The following is a 21,819-nucleotide window of genomic DNA, read 5'->3' as shown; positions in this document are numbered from 1 at the left end:
CGAAGAATTATCCGGTTTTACGCTGACGGGTCTTTTTCACCGGTTTAATTGATTTCACTTCGCTTTCTACCCAGCCGTCTGACAGACGCGTCGTCAGCACATCGCCGGTATTCACCTGTTTGGTTTGCTTCAGCACCTTGCCGTCTGTTGCCGTCGTCACGCTATAGCCGCGCGCCAGCGTGGAGAGGGGGCTGACCGCTTCAAGGTGGGTCACCGCATTGCCAAAGCGTTCGCGGGTGGTGCTCAGTCGCGCGCGGAGAGTTTCCGCCAGACGGTACTCCAGCTGCTGAATCCGCGTTTGCGCGCGATAAATTTTCGGCTGCGGGTTCTGCTGGTTCAGACGCTGCGTCACGCGCTGCTGGCGCGACACCGCGCGCTTGATCTGCGTGTCCATCGCCACGTTCATGCGCTGGCGCAGACGCTCCAGCACGGTTTGCTGACGCGCCAGACGCAGCTGCGGATGTTGCTGCTGGAGACGGTGATTAAGCTGGGTAAAGCGCCGGGTCCGATTGGCGAGGTAGTAGTCCATCGCCATCTCAAGACGCTGCTGGCCGCTCTGGATCTGACGCAGCAGTTCCAGCTGGTTGCGGCTGACCACCTCTGCCGCCGCGGACGGCGTCGGCGCGCGGAGATCCGCGACAAAATCGGCGATCGTCACGTCCGTTTCGTGGCCGACGGCGCTCACCACGGGGATCTGACTTGCAAAGATTGCCCGCGCCACGCGCTCGTCGTTAAAGCTCCACAGATCTTCCAGCGAGCCGCCGCCGCGTCCGACGATTAAGACGTCGCACTCCTGACGCGCGTTCGCCAGCGCTATGGCGCGCACAATTTGGCCCGGCGCATCGTCACCCTGAACAGCGGTCGGGTAGATGATGACGGGCAGGGAAGGGTCGCGACGCTTCAGAACGTGTAAAATATCGTGCAGTGCTGCACCGGTTTTCGAGGTGATGACACCCACGCAGTGGGCAGGCGAGGGTAGCGGCTTTTTGAACTGCTGGTCGAAAAGTCCCTCTTCCGAGAGCTTCGCCTTTAACTGTTCGTACTTTTGCTGCAGCAGGCCTTCGCCCGCAGGCTGCATGCTCTCGACGATAATCTGATAATCACCGCGCGGCTCATACAGGGTGATATTGGCGCGCACCAGAACCTGCTGGCCGTGCTGAGGACGGAACGTCACGCGGCGGTTGCTATTGCGGAACATCGCGCAGCGCACCTGGGCGGTATCGTCTTTTAGCGTAAAGTACCAGTGGCCGGAGGAGGGCTGCGTGAAGTTAGAGATTTCACCGCTGATCCAGACCTGCCCCATTTCCTGCTCAAGCAGCATACGCACCGTCTGATTCAGGCGGCTGACGGTATAAATTGAGGGGGATTGAGAGGATAACATGTGAGCGGGATCAAATTCTAAATCAGCAAGTTATTCAGTCGATAGTAACCTGCTGAGAGGCAATCGCAAGCTTTTTTATAAAAAAGTGTAGATGCAATCGGTTACGCTCTGTATAATGCCACGGCAATATTTAACCACCCAGGTCAGAGATATTGCCCATGCTACGTATCGCTAAAGAAGCACTGACGTTTGACGACGTCCTCCTCGTTCCCGCTCACTCCACTGTTCTGCCGAATACTGCCGATCTCAGCACGCAGTTGACGAAAACCATTCGCCTGAACATTCCTATGCTCTCTGCGGCAATGGACACCGTGACTGAAGCGCGCCTGGCTATCGCCCTGGCACAGGAAGGTGGCATTGGCTTTATTCACAAAAACATGTCTATCGAACGTCAGGCGGAAGAAGTTCGCCGCGTGAAGAAACATGAATCCGGCATCGTGTCCGACCCACAGACCGTTCTGCCAACCACCACCCTGCACGAAGTGAAAGCCCTGACCGAGCGTAACGGCTTCGCCGGTTACCCGGTGGTGACTGAAGAGAACGAGCTGGTTGGTATTATTACCGGTCGTGACGTGCGTTTCGTGACTGACCTGAACCAGCCTGTCAGCGTGTACATGACGCCAAAAGAGCGTCTGGTCACCGTTCGCGAAGGTGAAACCCGCGACGTGGTGCTGGCAAAAATGCACGAAAAACGCGTTGAAAAAGCGCTGGTTGTTGACAGCAACTTCCACCTGCGCGGCATGATCACCGTTAAAGATTTCCAGAAAGCAGAACGTAAGCCTAACGCCTGTAAAGACGAGCATGGCCGTCTGCGCGTTGGCGCTGCGGTAGGCGCAGGTGCCGGTAACGAAGAGCGCGTTGACGCGCTGGTTGCTGCGGGCGTTGACGTCCTGCTGATTGACTCCTCTCACGGCCACTCCGAAGGCGTGCTGCAGCGTATTCGCGACACCCGTGCCAAATACCCTGACCTGCAGATCATCGGCGGTAACGTGGCCACTGGCGCAGGCGCTCGCGCACTGGCTGACGCTGGCTGCAGCGCGGTCAAAGTGGGTATCGGTCCTGGCTCTATCTGTACCACACGCATCGTGACCGGCGTGGGCGTTCCGCAGATCACTGCGGTGTCTGACGCGGTTGAAGCCCTGGAAGGGACCGGTATTCCGGTTATCGCTGACGGCGGTATCCGCTTCTCTGGCGACATCGCGAAAGCGATCGCTGCGGGTGCAGCGGCGGTGATGGTGGGCTCCATGCTGGCCGGTACCGAAGAATCCCCGGGTGAAATCGAACTCTACCAGGGCCGTTCTTACAAATCCTACCGCGGCATGGGCTCCCTGGGCGCGATGTCCAAAGGTTCCTCTGACCGTTACTTCCAGACCGATAACGCTGCTGACAAACTGGTGCCGGAAGGTATCGAAGGTCGCGTTGCCTATAAAGGCCGCCTGAAAGAGATCATCCACCAGCAGATGGGCGGCCTGCGCTCCTGTATGGGTCTGACCGGCTGTGGTACCATTGACCTGCTGCGTACTAAAGCGGAATTCGTACGCATCAGCGGTGCGGGTATCCAGGAGAGCCACGTTCACGACGTGACGATCACCAAAGAGTCCCCGAACTACCGTCTGGGCTCCTGATAAGTTTCCGCGCCCGGCTTCTGCCGGGCGCTCTGTTTTTGTTTCACTTGCCTCGGAATTAGCGTCAATGACGGAAAACATTCATAAACATCGCATTCTCATCCTGGACTTTGGTTCTCAGTACACTCAGCTGGTGGCGCGTCGCGTGCGTGAACTGGGCGTTTACTGTGAACTGTGGGCGTGGGATGTCACGGAAGCACAGATTCGCGAATTCAATCCAAGCGGCATCATCCTGTCCGGCGGCCCGGAAAGCACCACCGAAGAGAACAGCCCGCGCGCGCCGCAGTACGTGTTCGAAGCTGGCGTGCCGGTATTCGGCGTTTGCTACGGTATGCAGACCATGGCAATGCAGCTGGGCGGCCACGTAGAAGGCTCCAGCGAGCGCGAGTTCGGCTATGCGCAGGTTGAAGTGGTAAACGACAGCGCGCTGGTGCGCGGTATCGAAGACTCCCTGACCGCAGATGGCAAACCGCTGCTGGACGTGTGGATGAGCCACGGCGATAAAGTCACCGCCATCCCGTCTGACTTCGTGACCGTTGCCAGCACAGAGAGCTGCCCGTTTGCCATCATGGCGAACGAAGAAAAACGCTTCTACGGCGTGCAGTTCCACCCGGAAGTAACCCACACCCGTCAGGGTATGCGTATGCTGGAGCGCTTCGTGCGCGACATCTGCCAGTGTGAAGCCCTGTGGACCCCGGCAAAAATCATCGACGACGCCGTTGAGCGTATCCGCCAGCAGGTTGGCGATGACAAAGTGATCCTCGGCCTCTCCGGCGGCGTGGACTCCTCCGTGACCGCGATGCTGCTGCACCGCGCCATCGGTAAAAACCTGACCTGCGTCTTCGTGGACAACGGCCTGCTGCGCCTGAACGAAGCCCAGCAGGTTATGGACATGTTCGGCGACCACTTCGGTCTGAACATCGTTCACGTGGAAGGCGAGCAGCGCTTCCTGGACGCGCTGAAAGGCGAGAACGATCCGGAAGCGAAGCGTAAGATCATCGGCCGCGTGTTCGTGGAAGTGTTCGACGAAGAAGCGCTGAAGCTGGACGACGTCAAATGGCTGGCGCAGGGCACCATCTATCCTGATGTGATCGAGTCTGCGGCCTCCGCCACCGGCAAAGCGCACGTTATCAAATCTCACCACAACGTGGGCGGCCTGCCGAAAGAGATGAAGATGGGTCTGGTTGAGCCGCTGCGCGAGCTGTTCAAAGACGAAGTGCGTAAGATCGGTCTGGAACTGGGTCTGCCGTACGACATGCTCTACCGTCACCCGTTCCCGGGCCCGGGTCTTGGCGTGCGCGTGCTGGGCGAAGTGAAGAAAGAGTACTGCGATCTGCTGCGTCGCGCGGACGCGATCTTCATTGAAGAGCTGCACAAAGCTGACCTGTATAACAAAGTGAGCCAGGCGTTCACCGTGTTCCTGCCGGTTCGCTCCGTTGGCGTAATGGGCGACGGCCGCAAGTACGACTGGGTTGTTTCCCTGCGTGCGGTGGAAACCATCGACTTCATGACCGCGCACTGGGCGCACCTGCCGTATGACTTCCTGGGCCGTGTGTCTAACCGCATCATCAACGAAGTGAACGGCATTTCCCGCGTGGTGTATGACATCAGCGGTAAGCCACCGGCTACCATTGAGTGGGAATGATTTCCCAACCGGATACGTCTGGTACTAACAGGTTCTAAATTATCTCTAAGCCCGCGGATTGCGGGCTTTTTTTTGGGCCATGGCTGGCAACATCATGTCAGGTGAGTGCCAGGAGCGGGCGCAACGTAATACTATCCATTAAATCCTTATTCGATGCGTTCCACATTTGGATGACGATCGGTTGCGGCTTCATGGAAAATGTCACCCAGCCAACCGGCAATCTCACCTTCAGTCATATCGTCAGGAATAGCGATGTCATAGAGTCGAGAAAACTTTCTCTCCGTCAGGTCAGCACGAAATACCAGCCACCGATCATGCTTACGTTGAACGCCAATATGCCGTCCAAAAACGTTATATATCAGCATATGCAATCTCCGATCATGCTAGTGAGTTCCTGTATCTATGATACATGTCAGATCAGGCCAGAGTGTAAATTGTACAAAGATGAAAGGTCAGCGTTCGCATCTCGCTCACAGTGGACATCATGCTTCTGTATCTGCTCTGTCTGCTCTGTGCCTGCAGCAGACGCTGCAGTATATTCCACTTTCGGCTCGAATCGGACTGAGGTAACGTAGCAGAAATATTTATCCGGACTCAACCAAGATGCCTTCCATCGAAACGTTTATCACTTTTCTTCTCGCGCTGACGCTTCTGGAGATTTCTCCGGGGCCAGACATGATGCTAACTATCGCCAGAGGCGTCGGTCAGGGAAGACGTATTGCACTGTTTACGGTACTGGGTAATGTATTTGTAGCGGGTTTTGTGCAAGTTTCTTTTCTTGTCCTGGGGCTGGTAGCCGTTGTTCATGCCTGGCCGGTTGCACTAGATCTGTTAAGGTGGGCTGGAGCGGCTTATCTGATGTGGCTGGGCATAAAAATGATTGCGACTTCAGGCACAGATACGCGGCTGCGAAAAACGGCCAAAATTTCTGACTGGAGTGCCGTTAAGGAAGGCGCCCTGAACAGCCTGACTAACCCAAAATCCCTGCTGTTCATGTTTGCTTTTCTTCCTCAGTTTGTCGATCCTGCCGCGGGTCCTGTCTGGCTGCAATTGCTTGTTCTGGGTAGTATCCAGAAGCTGGCAGGAATTATTTCCCTGGGGTCAGTCGCGATGGCATCAGGGACATTTGGAAACTGGCTAAGTAAACACCCTGGCTTTATCAAATGGCAGGAACGATTTACAGGTGTTGTCATGATAGGCCTCGGTATCCGCATGTTGTTTAGCGGGTCTGGTGTCGTATCGAAATCTTCCAGTTAAGTTTTACCGAAAGGGTAAACCCAGTGTCCGCTCCGTGCCAGAAGCGGACACTGTCGAAGAAGGATGTGTAGAAATAAATAACAGAAAGATAAAACGCTTATTGGCTCTCTGTTTCTTGATCGGTTAGTCCCAATTTTTCCGGTACGATATCTTTGAATATTGCTATCAACTCAGGATCCATAAAAAGATAATCGTCAGAGATATCGAGCACATGCAGAGGCTTGAATGCGATGATCCTGCCATATTGGGCCACTAAGCGATTTTTGTGCTTCTGCTCCATCACACAGACAACATCAGCCCATTGAAGCAATTCGGCAGAAACTCTTTTTTTTGCATTCCGGCTAGTCCCAGCGGAAAGTACGGCAAGGGATGGATAACGGCGGAACACCTGTTCCGCCGTGGGGCTTCGCCATTGATTACGACTGCATATAAAAAGTACGTTCATCCGAATAGAGGTATTCTTCCAGACCTCTCAAGGCAAGCTGTTGGTTAGTAATACGTGGATACTCAAGCCCCAGTTGTGCGGCACGCAACAATTTATCCGACCGCGTGTAAAGCATCTTCCAGTTTTTTTCGCCACGGAATTTTAATAAGGTCTTGCGGATATCACGAGACTTGTTACGTCGCTTCTGTGCATTGCGCCAATCTCGAGTACGTTTTGTTTCCATTGTTTTACTCTCTCAGATTAATCGGGTCAGCAGCCGCGATAATACGGGGAGAACAAACTGTAGAAGCTTAGCATCTTACGGGGGCAGTTAATACTCCCGTTTATGGTGAGTCATAGTCAAGTTTCTGGCTTCGGTGATAGGTATACTCCGCTCAAACGAAGGGTGAATACCCCATCAAAACAGAACATTCGTTTTTAGAAAATTGTCCGAAAATGGTCGAGTTAATCATAAAGCTCACTTCCACTCCTGGCTCATATAGGACAACCATAATCACATCTACTAACCCAATGGAGATTGAACATGACAATAGCTCCATGGAACAAAAGCCGCATTATGGGTCAGAAGGGTTGTAAAATGCGTGAGGCACCCTTCCTGGCTGGATAAAAACCAGTCCAAATCATATTCTACAAACTCATCGTCAATTTCCTTCATTTTTAACACCACGTAGCAGTCATATTAATCAGCCCTGTCTTTTCCAGACAGTGATGTCACTGCTTGTTGCCGATATAATTAACTCACCATCCCATGAGAAACCAACACAGTGAAAGTAATCATTCGCAAGTCTGAGACACCCTTCTTTATGGGATGTGATTAATGCACTCTTGCCCGGCGGGCACCAGATTAACATTTCCAGAGGCCACTCTGGCGATACTCGCTCGAGTGCTTCTCCATACCGGTTATACATTGGTAAACCACCGCCACACAGACCGGCGATGGAAAGAGTTTCACCGCTCAGCGGTCCTATACCTGTACATGCAAGGCCAATTGAGTCGTACCAGTTACCATATTCTTCATAATCTCTGGCAATAATCTCTCCACTCAGGCAATCAAGCACCCCTCTTCCGGAAGAGGAAATGATCAGGAGCAAGTGGTTATAATTGCGTGAAAAAGCGACTTCGGTTAAACCACCTACAGCCCTCTTGACACAAGGCACCCAATTACAATCAGGAATATCTCTGAGTAGCAATTTAAGGCTATTTTCGCGGCTCTTTGGCTGCCAGATAGACATCTGAACTCCTTATCAGTGTTAGGCGGCACATAGCATCTCATAATGAGTAGAAATGTTATTTTAACAGCAGTTAGGATGAAGTGTCATAAACTGTCATCTATACGCGCGCCCCTTCGTTCAGGTTCAGACAGACAAGCATTGACCTGCACCCTGTTGATTCGCTCAGAATGCTGTTAGCAATGTCCGCTGGTCAGATAGCAGGGGAGCAAACTGCCATGGACAGAATCACTGCAAAATCCACCAGAACGAAAACGAATATCACCCCTACATTTAGTGGTGAGTGGTGGCTACGTGAAGTTGGTTCATCTATTCTGCTTGTATCAGCGGGCAGGGCGGAGTCACTCTTTGTGGATAATCCATCCTTCAGAAAACCATCATTACCTTTATTCTCATCCTGTGGGTAATCGATGAATTCAGGGCCAGGAAAAGAAAATGTTCTGACCCCGCTATTGAAGCAGCTGATGCCAGATAACGCCATGAATGGCGCTATCTCAGATGGGGGTTCCGGACTATACAAGTGGCAGCGACAGTGTATATCTTTGTTCAGCTGATTCAGGTATTACTGAGATAAATGCCACAGGCAGGTACAACTGGACAAAAACATCTTACTGTCCAGTTGAGCCTCATGATCGCCGTTGTGTAGGTCACCTGAGTGCCAAGAACGGACATTTCACACTTCTGTCTATGTTGCCAAAATCGGAATGCCACTACGCCGGACTATCCTGCGGGTACGGGTTATTTCAATATATACTCGAACTTTTCTTCCCAATTTGAATTCAGGTCTTGCAGTTTTGCCCTCTCAAAAACCTTGATAATTTCGTCGAAATAACTGCCAAGATATATTCTGGATAAGTCAGAGTTTAACCATATTATTTTTACCGGCCTTTCAATATCGGTGCTAAGGCGATCCCACAATGCATCGAGATTTCTACCATAGTAAGGCCCAAAGTCTAATGATGCAGACATAATGGAATGAAACTCTTTTTCAGATAGGACGTGCGCTCCATCCAAATACAATTCACCTACACTCATTCCTGTTCACTCACTTTGACTTTCTACCCGTTAATTAATACACGACAATGCACGTAATGTCCGCCTTGATGGTTTCAACAATTACCATCTTCCGCTCTTCGCTCAGAGCGGACCTAACCCGCCCCACAAACCCACTCCGTATACAGCATATTAGTTCAGCTCTTTAAAATCGCATGACTCACCGGGATAGGGCCCTTACAATTGCCTACGAGCTGAACTTTCGACGACGTTTCGGTCGACAAAAAGCCATTCGGGGCGTTCCCTGCTGAAGCTTAAAACCCTCCAGGGTTTTTCACCCTCATGATGGTTCCACCGCGCCCGGCGTAAAGCCGACATTCATTAACCAACGGAGATTATCATCTTGAACAAATCAATACTCGCATGCTCTGTGGCCGCGCTGCTGGCCGTGTCCGCCATGTCCGCCCAGGCCAGGACCCCCGCCAGGCTCAAGTCGCCAGTATCGGGCGTGCTCTGCGACCGATATGTATGCGCCAATGACAAGGGATTATCCCGCGCGTTGACAGAGACCTATCTCGGTAAGAAGGCTGCTGCAAACGAGGTGTTCACGTCGAGCAATGTCGATCTGACTGAATTCACCTTTGCCAACGGTATTTTCTGCGATGTGAAGGAGCGACTGTGCCGTGAAGATCGCTATTATGGCGCGAACGGACAGCGCTCCGGGGCGGTATCTAAAAAGTACACAACGCTGCTGTTTGGCGAATAATGGCGATGAAAAGAGACCACAGTGAAAGGCTACGTTATAGAGATATAAATTATATTTTGTAGTGTATATTATAAATTATGATCGGGTTGTCAAAATTAAATTTCTTGTTAGTGGTTATGTTGCGGAATATTACTCTGTCACTACGCTTTAGCTGAGCGTAACAGTGAAGCGGTCTGGTTACGTGAATTCCCATTCACTACCATGAGCGAATAAAGGAATGAAAAACCGCATAATGATTGTCGGCGGCGGCACGGGAGGAACCATTGTTGCCAACCTGCTGGCCAGGAAATTACGACGTGAAATTGCTGCCGGTCAGGTAGAGCTGGTACTGATTTCCGAATCACCAGTGCACTACTACAAACCCGCCTTTATGTACGTCGCCTTTAACCTCTTCCATCACCATGAACTGGCCCGGCCTGAACGGCAATTACTGAGTCCGGAAATTCAATTTATTACCGACAGGATTGAATCTTTCGATTTTAAGCAGCGTCGACTGTACGGGGCCAGTAAGCGACATTACGACTGGGACCTGCTGGTTATCGCCACCGGCTGCACACCTTTTACACAAAAAATCCCTGGCCTTGCCGACGCGGGTGATCATTTTTATCAATATGCGGCGGCAAGACAGCTAGCGCATAAGCTCGCCACCATTGAAAAGGGGCGAATTTTTATTACCGTCTCTTTCCCGGAAACGCCGAATGTGCCCCACCAGTGCGGCATCGCCCCCATTGAAACCACGCTGATGGTTGATGACTATTTGCGTCAGCGCGGCGTACGTAATCAGGTTGAGATTGTTTATACCTATCCGACCGTCGCGCAGTTGCTGCGAAACTGCCTGTTCCTGCAACGTCCGGTGGGGGAGGCGCTTGGCGATATTTTTGCCGCCAAAGGAATACAGCATCAGCGTGGTTTTACCTTAAGCCATGTCGATCCTGACAGCAAAATTGCCTATTCCGCCGAGGGCGATTCACAGAATTTCGACATCCTGATGGCAACGCCGCCCATCCGGGCAGTCGACGCGGTGCGTGATACCGGGCTTAGCGAGGTTCAGAACGGGGAAGGCTGGCTACCGACGGATCACCAGACGCTGGGCGTCTACGGTTTAGAAGGCGTATATGTGATCGGCGATACCGTCGATCTGCCGATCAGTAAAGCGGGAGGGTCGTGCCACAACCAGGCGCCCGTCATTGCTGACAACATTGTGGCGGAGCTCTACGGCAGACTGCCCGGAAGTGGTAACCATTATGATGGACGGGTTCAGGCCGTCGCGCAGATGGGGCTCTGGGCCGGCATGCCGTTGGTATATGACTATCGCAATGACGTGACCCCCATGCCGGCGACAAAACTCGGCGGCATGCTGCGAAACGGTTTTAACCGTGGACTGTATTGGGGCGTCGTGAGGGGGATGTTCTGATGAGTGACCAGGAACAGTTACTAAAAAGCCTTGCCCCGCTTATGGCGGGCAATCGCCTGAATAATCTGGTTGATCTGCTTGCCGTCGTCGCAGACCTGCTGGAAATGGCCGATAACGCGATGGTCGAAAAACTGGCTGGCGTTTTTGACGATGTCGTGACCGTCGGCTGGGAAGGGGGAACCGCGCTACGCATGGCGTGGGGGGAGCAGGTTAACCGGGAAGGGGATATCTCGCTTCGTCAGGTGTTCACTATGCTCAACGACCCTGATACCCGACGCGGCATCATGCTTCTGCTGCGCGTGTTACAGATTACGGGGCAGCGTCTAAATGCCCTCGCTTCGGTCAGCTATCCTGAGTGTCCTGAGATCGAAAACCGCTAAGATCGGGCGGATGTACACCGGAAACGGCGATTATGCCGGGTAGCGGGTTTATGTTACCCGGCCTGTTGAGCGGTACCGTGGGCTATTTATCCCCGCCACCCAACCGATACGCCAGCGCCACCACCAGCGACTGCACCAGGCACAGCGTCGCCGACTGAGACCGAAACGCGTCCACCTGCGCCTCTTTCACCACAAAGCAGAGATCGCTGAACGTCGCCAGCGGGCTGATCTGGCTGTCCGTAATCACAATCTGCCGCGCGCCAACGCTGGCGGCGGTTTCGCTGACCATCACCGTCTCTTCCGCGTACGGCGAGAAGCTTATCGACACCACAATGTCGCGTGCCTTAATGCGGCTGATCTGCTCGCGCAGCATCCCGCCCATACCGTCGAGCAGGATAGGGCGGCACTCCAGATGGCTCAGGGCATAGGTAAGGTACGCGGCGACGCTAAAGGAGCGGCGCAGCCCGGCGATGTAGATGGTGTCGGCGTCGGCCAGCAGCTGTACCGCGCGCTCCAGCATCTCCGGCTCGGCGCGGGCGGCCAGCTGCTGCAGCGCCTGCGCGTTTGAACGGGCAAACTCCTGCAGGATATCGAGCGGCGTTTCCGGCACGGCCTCGCTCTCCATCTCGCGGAACAGACGGGCGCGGTCGCTGTAGCTGGCGGTCTCCTCCACCAGGTTCATGCGAAACAGCTGTTTCATTTCGTTGAAGCCGGTGAAGTCAAAGGCATTAGCAAAGCGGATCAGCGTCGAGGGCGGCACGTCGGCGCGCTCGGCAATGACGGCAACCGTATCGAAGGCCACGCTGTTGGTATTGTCCAGTACGTAGCGGGAGACCTGCTGCAGCCTCTTGCTCAGGCTATCGTAGCGATCGCGGATTTGCTGCTGCAGTTCGTTCAGGCTGGTTGCTGTCGTCATCTTATCCCCCAAATACAGTCATATGATTCTAAACGCAAAACCGCGTCTTTTAAATGTCGGCCATCCATCTGGCAGCAAAAATGAAACAGAAGCTTCAGTCATTTCCTCGCCCGAAATCCCTTAATAGCGCACGCGGCGTCAGTGGTGCTGGCTGTTAACATAAAAATCCATCCTTGATCACAATAATCATCATTTATTTTATTTCAACTTAAAATGGAATATTTGTTTCATATATAGTGGTCAGTACACAGTGTTCAGGTCACAGTCACGTATCAACAGCGAGAGGTTAAGGATGGAGACGGTAGCGAATTTTATTCACGGCGAATGTGTCACCGGTTCAGGCCAGCGCGTTCAGGCGATCTTCAACCCGGCCACCGGCGAGCAGATCCGCCAGGTGGTGATGAGTACGGCACAGGAAACGGAGCAGGCGATTGCCGCCGCGCAGCAGGCGTTTCCGGCGTGGGCGCGTCATGCTCCGCTTAAGCGCGCGCGCGTGATGTTCCGCTTCAAAGCGCTGCTGGAAGAGAACATGGATCGCCTGGCCCGCCTCATCAGCGAAGAGCACGGCAAGGTCTTCTCCGACGCGGTGGGCGAACTGACCCGCGGCCTGGAAGTGGTGGAGTTTGCCTGTGGTATTCCGCATCTGCAAAAGGGCGAACACTCGGCGAACGTCGGGACCGGCGTCGACAGCCACTCGCTGATGCAGCCGCTCGGCGTCTGCGCCGGGATCACGCCGTTTAACTTCCCGGCGATGGTGCCGATGTGGATGTTCCCGATTGCGCTGGCGACCGGGAATACCTTCGTGCTGAAACCGTCGGAAAAAGACCCTTCTCTGGCGCTCGCGCTGGCGCAGCTGCTGAAAGAAGCCGGCCTGCCGGACGGCGTCTTCAACGTGGTGCAGGGCGATAAAGAGTCCGTTGACGTGCTCCTGACCGACCCGCGCGTGCAGGCGGTGAGCTTTGTCGGCTCCACGCCGATTGCGGAATACATTTACCAGACCGCGTCCGCCCACGGTAAGCGCTGCCAGGCGCTGGGCGGTGCGAAAAACCACTGCATTTTAATGCCGGATGCCGACATGGAGATGGCGACCAACGCCATCATGGGCGCGGCCTACGGCGCGGCGGGCGAGCGCTGCATGGCGCTCTCGGTGGTGCTGGCGGTGGGGGATAGCACCGCCGATGACCTCTGCGCCCGGCTCGAAAAACAGATTGCCGCGCTGCGCGTCGGACCGGGGCTCGACCAGACGCCGGAAAACGAAATGGGGCCGCTCATCTCCTCCGCGCACCGTAGCAAGGTGCTGGGCTACATCGACAGCGGGGAAGCACAGGGGGCGACGCTTCGCGCGGACGGCCGCGGCTTTAGCGTGAAGGGCCACGAGCAGGGCTATTTCGTCGGGCCGACGCTGTTCGATAACGTCACTCCGGAGATGACCATCTATAAAGAAGAGATTTTTGGTCCGGTGCTTTCTGTGGTGCGCGTAGCAGATTACGCCAGCGCGGTGGGCCTGATTAACCGCCATGAATATGGTAATGGCTCGGCAATCTTCACCCGCGACGGTGGCTGCGCGCGTCGCTTCTGCGAAGAGGTGCAGGCGGGCATGGTGGGGGTCAACGTGCCAATCCCGGTGCCGATGGCATTCCACAGTTTCGGCGGCTGGAAGCGCTCCATCTTCGGGGCGCTCAACGTCCACGGCAACGACGGCGTGCGTTTCTACACCCGAATGAAAACCATCACCGCTCGCTGGCCGGAAATGCAGCAGGAGACAGGCGCTGCGTTCTCCATGCCGACGCTGGGCTGACAGGAGGCGTTATGCAAACCGAACGTATGACCATGGCCCAGGCGCTGGTCCGGTTCCTTAATCAACAGTACGTTAGCGTGGATGGCCACGAGACGCCCTTCGTGGAGGGCGTCGCCACCATCTTTGGACACGGCAACGTGCTGGGTATCGGCCAGGCGCTGGAGCAGGAGCCCGGCCATCTGCAGGTGATGCAGGGCTGCAACGAGCAGGGCATCGCCCATATGGCGACGGGATTTGCCAAACAGCACCGTCGTCAGCGCATCTTTGCCGTCACCTCCTCCGTCGGGCCGGGCGCCGCCAATATGGTCACGGCCGCGGCAACCGCCACGGCGAACCGTATTCCGCTGCTGCTGCTCCCGGGCGATATCTATGCCAGCCGCCAGCCGGACCCGGTGCTGCAGCAGATTGAGCAGTATCACGACCTCAGCATCAGCACCAACGACTGTTTCCGTCCGGTCTCCCGTTACTGGGACCGCATTAACCGCCCCGAGCAGCTGATGAGCGCGATGCTCAGCGCGATGCGAACGCTTACTGACCCGGCAGATACCGGTGCGGTGACGATTTGCCTGCCGCAGGACGTGCAGGGGGAAGCGTGGGATTACCCGCTGAGCTTCTTCGCGCGTCGCGTGCACCACATCGAGCGTCGTCCGCCCGATCCGCAGCGTCTGGCGCAGGCGCGGGCGCTGATCGCCCGCAAGCGTCGTCCGCTGGTGGTGTGCGGCGGCGGGGTGCGCTATTCCGGCGCACATGAGGCGTTTCGCGACTTTGTCGAGACGCTGCAGCTGCCATTTGCCGAAACCCAGGCCGGAAAGGGGGCGCTGGTAAGTGACCACCCACTTAACCTCGGTGGCGTAGGGGTGACGGGCGGAATGGCGGCCAACCAGCTCGCGCCGCAGGCTGATCTGGTGATTGGCATCGGCACGCGCCTGACCGACTTTACCACCGGCTCCAAGGCGCTCTTTTCCCATCCGGATGTCGAATTTCTGCTGCTGAACGTGGCCGAGTTTGACGCCCTGAAGCTGGACGCCACGGCGCTCATTGCCGACGCTCAAACCGGGCTCGAGGCATTGACCCACGCGCTCGGTGATTACCGCAGCGGCTGGGGAGAGGCGATCGCTGAGGCGAAATCCGCCTGGCGCGACGAGTGCCGTCGCCTGTGGGATCGCCAGTGGCGTCCGGACGACGCGCCCGAAGTGGCGGGGCACCTGGACGCGCAGCTGGCGGAGTACGGCGAGACGCTCAACACCCGCCTGACCCAGACGCGGGTGCTGGGGCTGATCAACCAGCATATTGAAGATAACGCCATCGTGGTGGGCGCGGCCGGTTCGCTGCCGGGGGATTTACAGCGCCTCTGGCAGGTCAAAACGCCGGACAGCTATCACCTGGAGTACGGCTACTCCTGCATGGGCTATGAGATTGCGGCAGCCCTCGGCGCGAAGCTTGCCCGACCCGGGCAGCCGGTATACGCCATGGTGGGGGATGGCTCCTACATGATGCTGCACTCCGAGCTGCAAACCGCCGTTCAGGAGGGCATTAAGGTCACCGTTCTGCTGTTTGATAACGCCAGCTTCGGCTGCATTAACAACCTGCAGATGGGGCACGGCATGGGCAGCTTTGGCACGGAAAACCGCCATCGCAACCCGGAAACCGGACGGCTTGACGGTCCGCTGGTGAAGGTCGACTTCGCGCAAAATGCGCAGAGCTACGGCTGCCGCGCGTGGCGGGTGCACGACGAGCAAACCCTGCTGGCGGCGCTGGAGGCGTCCCGCGCGCATCCTGGCCCCACGCTGCTGGACATCAAGGTGCTGCCGAAGACCATGACCCACGACTACGCCTCCTGGTGGCGAACCGGTGATGCGCAGGTGGCGGAATCGTCTGCCGTGCGTAAAGCCGCGGAGCAAACGCAGGCGCAGGTGAAAAAAGCCCGTCAGTATTAAGTTTTTCCGTCGTAACGAAATTTTCATTTCATTTTCCCCTCACCCTAACCCTCTCCCCAAAGGGGAGAGGGGACGGTGTGGTGCACTCTTTTCTCCCTTGCCCCTTTGGGGAGAGGGCCGGGGTGAGGGGAGCTGCTGTATGTCCTCCCATGTTGTGAGATTGATAACAAAATTTATCTCATTCATCTCAAAAGTGTTAACCCGCACTCAAAAACATAATTTTCACTATTTATAAAAATGAAATAAATGTTTTATTTATAGGGTCGTTAGTTCACAGCATTCACCAACACCGGGAGCCGTTATGTTTAACATTGCTTTACTGGGCGCTGGCCGAATTGGCCAGGTACATGCAGCTAACATCGCCAGCCACGGCGCGACCACGCTCTGGTCCGTGGTTGACCCGAATCAGGAATTTGCCACCCGCCTCGCCACGCAGTATCAGGCCCGCCAGCAGAGCCTGGATGAAACGATGACCGACCCTAACGTTCACGCCGTGCTGATCGCCTCCGCCACCGATACCCACGCGGACCTGATTGAAATGGCCGCCCGCCACGGTAAGGCCATCTTCTGCGAAAAGCCGGTCCACCTCGACCTTGCCCGCGTGCGCGACTGCCTGAAGGTGGTCAAAGAGTACGACGTGCCGCTGTTTATCGGCTTTAACCGCCGCTTTGACCCGCAGTTCCGCCGCGTGAAAACCGACGTGCAGGCCGGGCGCATCGGCAAGCCGGAATCGCTGCTGATCATCTCCCGCGACCCGTCTCCACCCCCTGCGGAGTACGTGCGCGTCTCCGGCGGCATGTTCCGCGATATGACCATTCACGATTTTGACATGGCCCGCTTCATCATTGGCGAAGAGCCGGTGTCGGTGTATGCCCAGGGCAGCAACCTGGTGGATCCGGCGATTGGCGAGGCAGGCGACATCGATACCGCGTTTATCGTTCTGAAATACGCTTCCGGCGCGATGGCGACCATCGTCAACAGCCGCCGCTCATCTTACGGCTACGACCAGCGCCTGGAATTGCACGGCTCCGAAGGGCTGCTGTGCGCGGGCAACATTCTGGAAAACCAGGTGCAGCACTACGGCAAACAGGGCTGCACGAGTGCGCTGCCGGAACACTTCTTCCTGCAGCGCTACAAATCCGCTTACGCCGCGGAATGGGAACACTTTGTCGCGGTCCTGCGCGGTGAAGCGGTGCCTGACTGCAGCGGCGATGATGGTGAACGTGCGCTGTACCTTGCGGATAAAGCGCTGGAGTCACTGCGCAGCCAGCGCGAGATCATCCTCTAAACACCACAACCCTACACAGAGAGACATAATAATGAAAAAACTGATCGTAGCCGCCCTCATCGCCATGACGTCCGGGGCCGCCCTCGCCGAAAACGAGCAAATTGTTTTCAGTACGCCAAACCTGGCCATGCCGTTTGAAGTTCACATGCAGCGCACGGCGGTAAAAGCCGCAAAAGAGATGGGCGTGAAGCTTCAGGTACTGGACGGGCAGGGCAGTTCACCGAAGCAGGTGGCTGACCTGGAAAACGCCATCACCCGCGGCGCGCAGGGCTTTATCGTCTCCCCGAACGACGTGAACGCGGTCTCCAGCGCGGTGGATGAAATTCAGGATGCGAAGCTGCCGGTGGTCACCCTTGACCGCTCCGTCGACAGCCAGAAGAAGGTGCCGCACTTTGGCGCCAACAACTACAAAGGCGGCCAGGCGATTGGCGACTTCGTCAAAACCAAATTCCCCGACGGGGCGGAGATCATTCTGCTGACCGGCCAGCCGGGCTCCTCCTCCAACATCGAACGCACCAAAGGGATCCGCGACAGCCTGAAGGCGGGTGGCGATAAGTACAAGATCGTCGCCGATCAGACCGGCAACTGGATGCGTTCTGAAGGGATGCGCATCGTGGAAAGCGTGCTGCCCTCGCTGCCGAAACGTCCTCAGGTGATCCTCTCCGCCAACGACGACATGGCGCTGGGGGCGATTGAAGCCCTGCAGAGCCAGGGCGTGAAGCCGGGCGAAATTCTGGTCACCGGCTTTGATGCGGTACCGGAAGCGCTGGCCCGCGTGCGCGACGGCTGGCTGGCGGTGACGGCGGATCAGCGTCCGGGCTTTGCGGTGCAGACGGCGATGAGCCAGCTGGTGGCCAACGTGCGCGAGAAAAAAGCCATCACCGGGGCCGACTACCCGCCGACGCTGATCACCAAAGAGAACCTGCAGCAGGCTGAGCGTATCGGTGAGGCCGGTAACTGATTTATCCGCAGCCGCCGCTGGCGCGGCGGCTCACTCTAAAGGAGGAGCAGACCGATGTCGCAACCCTTACTGAAAGTGACCGACCTGGCAAAAAGCTTTTCCGGCGTCTGGGCGTTAAGCAGCGCCCAGTTGACCGTCGGCGCGGGCGAGATCCACGCCCTGCTGGGGGAAAACGGGGCGGGTAAATCCACGCTGCTGAAGGCGCTCGCAGGGGCGCAGCCGCAAACCCGCGGGGAGATCTGGTTCAACGGCGAAACGCTGCCGGTGGACGACTCCCCGGTGGAACGGCAGAACAAGGGCATTATCACCATCTATCAGGAATTCAACCTGCTGCCCAACATGACCGTCGCGGAAAACATGTTTCTCGGGCGAGAGCCGCGTAAACGTAACCTGATCGTCGACGAAAAGGCGGTCAATCAGGAGGCGCAGGTCATTCTCGACTATCTGCAGCTGAACGTTGCACCGACCACCCCGGTCGCCCGCCTGAGCGTTGCCCAGCAGCAGATGGTGGAGATCGCCCGGGCGCTGACCCTCAACGCCCGCTTAATCATTATGGACGAACCTTCCGCCGCGCTGAGCGACAGCGAGGTGGAAAGCCTGCACCGCGTGGTGCGCGAGCTTAAAAACCGTGGCGTGAGCATTATCTATGTCACCCACCGCCTGCACGAAGTTTTCCAGCTCTGCGACCGCTTCACCGTTTTCCAGGACGGCCGTTTTACCGGCACCGGTGCGGTGGCGGAGACCAACGTCGAACAGCTGATCCGCCTGATGGTCGGGCGCGACGTGGCCTTTAATCGCCGTCCCGCCAGCGAAACCCATCATGAGGACAAACCCGTCCGCCTGGCGGTGAAGGGGCTGAGCCGCGAAAAGCCGCCGCTGGATCCGCACGGCATCGCCCTGCACGACATCAGCTTCCACGTCCACGCCGGGGAGGTCTTAGGCATTGCCGGACTGGTGGGCGCTGGGCGCACCGAAGTGGCCCGCTGCCTGTTTGGCGCAGACGCGTTTACCGCCGGGAGCTTTGAGCTGGACGGCGTACCGTACCAGCCGCGCGACCCGCTCTATGCCCTCGACCAGGGCGTGGCGCTGGTACCGGAAGACCGCAAAAAAGAGGGGGCGGTGCTGGGACTGTCGATTCGCGACAACCTGTCGCTCTCCTGCCTCTCCTCGCTGCTGCAGTGGCGCTGGTTCGTGAACACCCGCAAAGAGGACGATCTGATCGAGTCCTACCGCAAGGCGCTGCAGATCAAAATGGTCAACAGCGCGCAGGAGGTGCGCAAGCTCTCCGGCGGTAACCAGCAAAAGGTGATCCTCGCGCGCTGCATGGCGCTCAACCCGCGGGTGCTGATCGTCGATGAGCCGACGCGCGGCATCGACGTGGGGACCAAATCGGAAGTGCACCAGGTGCTGTTTGACATGGCGAAAAAGGGCGTGGCGGTGATCGTGATCTCCTCCGATCTGCCTGAAGTGATGGCGGTGTCAGACCGGATCATCACCCTCAGCGAAGGCCGGGTGACCGGCGAGATCCACGGTGACGACGCTAACGAAGAACGGCTGATGACGATGATGGCCATCAACCACAACGCCCTGAACGCGGCATAACGGAGTTTCTCATGACGCAGATGATTTCTAAAACGCAGGCCCCGGTCAAACGCGCCGGACGCATCGATCCCATCGCCTTCTTCGAGCGCTTCGGGGTTCTGATTTTCATGATCCTGCTGCTGATCTTCTTCCAGTCGCAGAACAGTAATTTTTTCTCTGAACGCAATATTTTCAACATCCTGACCGAAGTCTCCATCTACGGGATCATGGCCGTGGGGATGACCTTCGTCATCCTGACTGCCGGGATTGACCTCTCCGTGGGATCCATTCTGGCGGTCTGCGCCATGACCGCGGCGTACGTGATTAAGGGCGACAACTTCACCACCGTCGACCCGAACGCCTGGGGCGGCATGAGCTGGCTGATTGGGCTGGGGATTTGCCTGGCGATGGGCACGGCGATTGGCTTCCTGCACGGTCTGGGCGTGACCCGCCTGCGTCTGCCGCCGTTCATCGTGACCCTCGGTGGGATGACCATCTGGCGCGGCCTGACGCTGGTGATCAACGACGGCGCGCCGATTGCCGGTTTCGATCAGGGCTACCGCTGGTGGGGGCGTGGGGAGCTGCTCGGCATCTCCATTCCGATCTGGATCTTCGCCATTGTCGCCCTCGGCGGCTATCTGGCGCTGCATAAAACCCGCTGGGGCCGCTTCGTCTACGCCATCGGCGGTAACCCGGAGGCAGCGCGCCTGGCGGGGGTGAACGTCAAGCGCGTACTGGTCAGCGTCTACGTGCTGATTGGCTGCCTGGCGGGGCTGGCGGGCTTCATTCTGAGCGCGCGTCTGGGGAGCGCCGAGGCGGTGGCCGGGATCTCCTTTGAGCTGCGCGTCATCGCCTCGGTGGTGATTGGCGGCACCTCGCTGATGGGCGGCTACGGGCGCATCGGCGGCACCATTATCGGCTCCATCATCATGGGGATTCTGATTAACGGCCTGGTGCTGATGAACGTCTCGGCCTACTACCAGCAGATTATCACCGGATTAATTATCGTTCTGGCGGTGGCGTTTGATACCTACGCCAAGAGCCGTCGCGGCGCACTGTGAGGATCACGATGAAAGAGGTTCGTATTGGATTAATTGGCACCGGATATATCGGCAAGGCGCACGCTATCGCCTATGCCCAGGCCCCGACGGTGTTCAACCTGCGCGGCAGGCTGGTGCGCGAGATGGTGGCGGAAGTCACGCCGGAGCTGGCGGCAGCGCGCGCGCAGGCGTTTGGCTTCAACCGCTCCACCGGCGACTGGCGGGCGCTGGTGGCCGACCCGGCGATTGACGTGGTGGATATTTGCTCACCCAACCATCTGCATAAAGAGATGGCGCTGGAGGCGATCCGCCACGGCAAGCACGTCTACTCGGAGAAGCCGCTGGCGCTGAACGCCCACGACGCACGGGAGATGGTCGACGCCGCGAAGCGGGCCGGGGTGAAAACGCTGGTGGGGTTCAACTACATGAAAAACCCGACGGCGCAGCTGGCGAAGGAGATTATTGCCCGCGGCGAGATTGGCGAGGTGATCCACTTCTACGGCACCCACAACGAAGACTATATGGCCGACCCGCGCTCGCCCATTCACTGGCACTGCTTCAAAGAGACCGCCGGGCTGGGAGCGCTGGGCGACCTCGCGGCGCATATCGTCAACATGGCCCAGTACCTGGTCGGGGAGATTGAGCAGGTTTGCGGCGACCTGAAGATCGTGGTCCCGGAACGCCCGGCGAAGGCCGGATCGTCGGACATGATTGCCGTCGAAAACGAGGATCAGGCCCACGCGATGGTGCGCTTCGCGGGCGGGGCGCAGGGCGTGATTGAAACCTCCCGCGTCGCCTGCGGCCGCAAGATGGGGTTGTCGTACGTCATTACCGGGACGAAAGGCGCCATCAGCTTCACCCAGGAGCGCATGGCGGAGCTGAAGCTCTATCTGCATGACGATCCGGTTAACCGTCAGGGATTCCGCACCTTACTCGTCGGCCCTGCACACCCCGACTACGCCGCGTTCTGCATGGGCGCAGGCCACGGGATAGGCTTTAACGATCAAAAAACGGTGGAGGTGCGCGATCTGGTGGACGGGATTGCCGCCGACGTGCCGATGTGGCCGGACTTCGAAGAGGGCTGGAAGGTGTCGCGCGTGCTGGACGCGATCGCGCTCTCGCACCGGGAAGGCCGCTGGCTGAACGTGAACGACATTGTCTGA

Annotated in this window: 20 protein-coding genes and 1 pseudogene; 14 read left to right on the top strand and 7 right to left on the bottom strand. The window is 57.1% G+C overall.

Features of this window, described 5'->3' with window-relative positions; translation table 11 throughout:
- Positions 1–7 precede the first annotated feature (7 nt).
- Positions 8–1,381 carry an exodeoxyribonuclease VII large subunit gene (gene xseA, locus LJA86_RS12440; protein ID WP_229226234.1) on the bottom strand — a complete coding sequence of 458 codons (1,374 nt, stop codon included), beginning with the start codon at positions 1,379–1,381 and terminating at the stop codon, positions 8–10.
- Between the two features lie 158 nt (positions 1,382–1,539).
- Between xseA and guaB the strand changes: the two genes are divergently transcribed.
- A complete protein-coding gene (gene guaB / locus LJA86_RS12435; RefSeq protein ID WP_008502128.1) occupies positions 1,540–3,006 on the top strand; it encodes an IMP dehydrogenase in 1,467 nt (488 codons plus the stop codon).
- 67 nt (positions 3,007–3,073) lie between these two features.
- On the top strand, positions 3,074–4,651 hold the full coding sequence (gene guaA, locus LJA86_RS12430) for a glutamine-hydrolyzing GMP synthase (protein WP_008502126.1): 1,578 nt from the start codon (positions 3,074–3,076) through the stop codon (positions 4,649–4,651).
- 146 nt (positions 4,652–4,797) lie between these two features.
- On the opposite strand, the gene LJA86_RS12425 is transcribed toward guaA, so the two are convergent.
- Complete coding sequence (locus LJA86_RS12425; protein WP_032648750.1) at positions 4,798–5,016, bottom strand: DUF7661 family protein; 219 nt, start codon at positions 5,014–5,016, stop codon at positions 4,798–4,800.
- Between the two features lie 238 nt (positions 5,017–5,254).
- On the opposite strand from LJA86_RS12425, the gene LJA86_RS12420 reads away from it, so the two are divergent.
- The gene (locus LJA86_RS12420) at positions 5,255–5,908 is read left to right on the top strand and encodes a LysE family translocator (RefSeq protein WP_032675326.1); all 654 of its coding nucleotides are present in this window, start codon (positions 5,255–5,257) and stop codon (positions 5,906–5,908) included.
- Positions 5,909–6,005: 97 nt separating this feature from the next.
- Here LJA86_RS12420 and LJA86_RS12415 read toward each other — a convergent pair whose 3' ends face one another.
- The 3 genes from LJA86_RS12415 to LJA86_RS12405 all read right to left on the bottom strand — a co-directional run bounded on the left by LJA86_RS12415 (position 6,006) and on the right by LJA86_RS12405 (position 7,585).
- The gene (locus LJA86_RS12415; protein ID WP_032651266.1) at positions 6,006–6,353 is read right to left on the bottom strand and encodes a low molecular weight protein tyrosine phosphatase family protein; all 348 of its coding nucleotides are present in this window, start codon (positions 6,351–6,353) and stop codon (positions 6,006–6,008) included.
- A complete protein-coding gene (locus LJA86_RS12410; RefSeq protein WP_023292816.1) occupies positions 6,325–6,576 on the bottom strand; it encodes a hypothetical protein in 252 nt (83 codons plus the stop codon). The genes LJA86_RS12415 and LJA86_RS12410 overlap by 29 nt, the downstream gene beginning before the upstream one ends.
- Before the next feature lie 460 nt (positions 6,577–7,036).
- On the bottom strand, positions 7,037–7,585 hold the full coding sequence (locus LJA86_RS12405) for a hypothetical protein (RefSeq protein WP_223539362.1): 549 nt from the start codon (positions 7,583–7,585) through the stop codon (positions 7,037–7,039).
- Between the two features lie 358 nt (positions 7,586–7,943).
- On the opposite strand from LJA86_RS12405, the pseudogene LJA86_RS12400 reads away from it, so the two are divergent.
- Positions 7,944–8,156, top strand: a pseudogene (locus LJA86_RS12400) (hypothetical protein).
- Between the two features lie 164 nt (positions 8,157–8,320).
- Here LJA86_RS12400 and LJA86_RS12395 read toward each other — a convergent pair.
- Positions 8,321–8,617 carry a barstar family protein gene (locus tag LJA86_RS12395; RefSeq protein WP_223539361.1) on the bottom strand — a complete coding sequence of 99 codons (297 nt, stop codon included), beginning with the start codon at positions 8,615–8,617 and terminating at the stop codon, positions 8,321–8,323.
- Between the two features lie 361 nt (positions 8,618–8,978).
- Between LJA86_RS12395 and LJA86_RS12390 the strand changes: the two genes are divergently transcribed.
- The 3 genes from LJA86_RS12390 (at position 8,979) to LJA86_RS12380 (ending at position 11,135) form a co-directional block, all read left to right on the top strand.
- Positions 8,979–9,341, top strand: coding sequence for a YcgJ family protein (locus tag LJA86_RS12390; RefSeq protein ID WP_023344670.1), 363 nt, complete (start codon positions 8,979–8,981; stop codon positions 9,339–9,341).
- 217 nt (positions 9,342–9,558) lie between these two features.
- Positions 9,559–10,755, top strand: a complete 1,197-nt coding sequence (locus LJA86_RS12385; protein WP_223539360.1) for an NAD(P)/FAD-dependent oxidoreductase — start codon at positions 9,559–9,561, stop codon at positions 10,753–10,755.
- On the top strand, positions 10,755–11,135 hold the full coding sequence (locus LJA86_RS12380; RefSeq protein WP_023617688.1) for a DUF1641 domain-containing protein: 381 nt from the start codon (positions 10,755–10,757) through the stop codon (positions 11,133–11,135). Before LJA86_RS12385 ends, LJA86_RS12380 begins: the two co-directional genes overlap by 1 nt.
- A gap of 82 nt (positions 11,136–11,217) precedes the next feature.
- Here LJA86_RS12380 and LJA86_RS12375 read toward each other — a convergent pair whose 3' ends face one another.
- Positions 11,218–12,051 (bottom strand): MurR/RpiR family transcriptional regulator, encoded by an 834-nt coding sequence (locus LJA86_RS12375; protein ID WP_023344667.1) that lies wholly within the window; start codon positions 12,049–12,051, stop codon positions 11,218–11,220.
- 292 nt (positions 12,052–12,343) lie between these two features.
- Between LJA86_RS12375 and LJA86_RS12370 the strand changes: the two genes are divergently transcribed.
- The 7 genes from LJA86_RS12370 to LJA86_RS12340 all read left to right on the top strand — a co-directional run bounded on the left by LJA86_RS12370 (position 12,344) and on the right by LJA86_RS12340 (position 21,819).
- Complete coding sequence (locus tag LJA86_RS12370; RefSeq protein WP_229226233.1) at positions 12,344–13,849, top strand: CoA-acylating methylmalonate-semialdehyde dehydrogenase; 1,506 nt, start codon at positions 12,344–12,346, stop codon at positions 13,847–13,849.
- An 11-nt stretch (positions 13,850–13,860) separates the two neighbouring features.
- Positions 13,861–15,786: a 3D-(3,5/4)-trihydroxycyclohexane-1,2-dione acylhydrolase (decyclizing) gene (gene iolD, locus LJA86_RS12365; protein WP_229226232.1), complete on the top strand. Its 1,926-nt coding sequence runs from the start codon at positions 13,861–13,863 to the stop codon at positions 15,784–15,786.
- Between the two features lie 301 nt (positions 15,787–16,087).
- Entirely contained in the window at positions 16,088–17,074 is a 987-nt protein-coding gene (iolG, locus tag LJA86_RS12360; protein ID WP_229226231.1) for an inositol 2-dehydrogenase, read from the top strand.
- Between the two features lie 31 nt (positions 17,075–17,105).
- A complete protein-coding gene (locus LJA86_RS12355; protein ID WP_008502118.1) occupies positions 17,106–18,035 on the top strand; it encodes a sugar ABC transporter substrate-binding protein in 930 nt (309 codons plus the stop codon).
- 54 nt (positions 18,036–18,089) lie between these two features.
- Positions 18,090–19,637: a sugar ABC transporter ATP-binding protein gene (locus LJA86_RS12350; RefSeq protein WP_032675318.1), complete on the top strand. Its 1,548-nt coding sequence runs from the start codon at positions 18,090–18,092 to the stop codon at positions 19,635–19,637.
- An 11-nt stretch (positions 19,638–19,648) separates the two neighbouring features.
- Positions 19,649–20,677: an ABC transporter permease gene (locus LJA86_RS12345; protein ID WP_008502116.1), complete on the top strand. Its 1,029-nt coding sequence runs from the start codon at positions 19,649–19,651 to the stop codon at positions 20,675–20,677.
- 8 nt (positions 20,678–20,685) lie between these two features.
- On the top strand, positions 20,686–21,819 hold the full coding sequence (locus LJA86_RS12340) for a Gfo/Idh/MocA family protein (RefSeq protein WP_111967898.1): 1,134 nt from the start codon (positions 20,686–20,688) through the stop codon (positions 21,817–21,819).

Origin of the sequence: Enterobacter sp. TCD1-1 (assembly GCF_020567405.1) — a bacterium.
GTDB lineage: Bacteria > Pseudomonadota > Gammaproteobacteria > Enterobacterales > Enterobacteriaceae > Enterobacter > Enterobacter quasiroggenkampii.
The sequence above is the reverse complement of the archived record's forward strand: the minus strand, read 5'-3'. Positions and strand labels throughout refer to the sequence as shown.

Coding starts and splice junctions, on each gene's coding strand:
- LJA86_RS12395 (WP_223539361.1), bottom strand. CDS start 8,617: ATGAGTGTAGGTGAATTGTATTTGGATGGAGCGCACGTCCTATCTGAA.
- xseA (WP_229226234.1), bottom strand. CDS start 1,381: ATGTTATCCTCTCAATCCCCCTCAATTTATACCGTCAGCCGCCTGAAT.
- iolG (WP_229226231.1), top strand. CDS start 16,088: ATGTTTAACATTGCTTTACTGGGCGCTGGCCGAATTGGCCAGGTACAT.
- LJA86_RS12355 (WP_008502118.1), top strand. CDS start 17,106: ATGAAAAAACTGATCGTAGCCGCCCTCATCGCCATGACGTCCGGGGCC.
- LJA86_RS12420 (WP_032675326.1), top strand. CDS start 5,255: ATGCCTTCCATCGAAACGTTTATCACTTTTCTTCTCGCGCTGACGCTT.
- iolD (WP_229226232.1), top strand. CDS start 13,861: ATGCAAACCGAACGTATGACCATGGCCCAGGCGCTGGTCCGGTTCCTT.
- LJA86_RS12380 (WP_023617688.1), top strand. CDS start 10,755: ATGAGTGACCAGGAACAGTTACTAAAAAGCCTTGCCCCGCTTATGGCG.
- LJA86_RS12385 (WP_223539360.1), top strand. CDS start 9,559: ATGAAAAACCGCATAATGATTGTCGGCGGCGGCACGGGAGGAACCATT.
- LJA86_RS12350 (WP_032675318.1), top strand. CDS start 18,090: ATGTCGCAACCCTTACTGAAAGTGACCGACCTGGCAAAAAGCTTTTCC.
- LJA86_RS12405 (WP_223539362.1), bottom strand. CDS start 7,585: ATGTCTATCTGGCAGCCAAAGAGCCGCGAAAATAGCCTTAAATTGCTA.
- LJA86_RS12425 (WP_032648750.1), bottom strand. CDS start 5,016: ATGCTGATATATAACGTTTTTGGACGGCATATTGGCGTTCAACGTAAG.
- LJA86_RS12370 (WP_229226233.1), top strand. CDS start 12,344: ATGGAGACGGTAGCGAATTTTATTCACGGCGAATGTGTCACCGGTTCA.
- LJA86_RS12340 (WP_111967898.1), top strand. CDS start 20,686: ATGAAAGAGGTTCGTATTGGATTAATTGGCACCGGATATATCGGCAAG.
- guaA (WP_008502126.1), top strand. CDS start 3,074: ATGACGGAAAACATTCATAAACATCGCATTCTCATCCTGGACTTTGGT.
- LJA86_RS12415 (WP_032651266.1), bottom strand. CDS start 6,353: ATGAACGTACTTTTTATATGCAGTCGTAATCAATGGCGAAGCCCCACG.
- LJA86_RS12410 (WP_023292816.1), bottom strand. CDS start 6,576: ATGGAAACAAAACGTACTCGAGATTGGCGCAATGCACAGAAGCGACGT.
- LJA86_RS12345 (WP_008502116.1), top strand. CDS start 19,649: ATGACGCAGATGATTTCTAAAACGCAGGCCCCGGTCAAACGCGCCGGA.
- LJA86_RS12375 (WP_023344667.1), bottom strand. CDS start 12,051: ATGACGACAGCAACCAGCCTGAACGAACTGCAGCAGCAAATCCGCGAT.
- guaB (WP_008502128.1), top strand. CDS start 1,540: ATGCTACGTATCGCTAAAGAAGCACTGACGTTTGACGACGTCCTCCTC.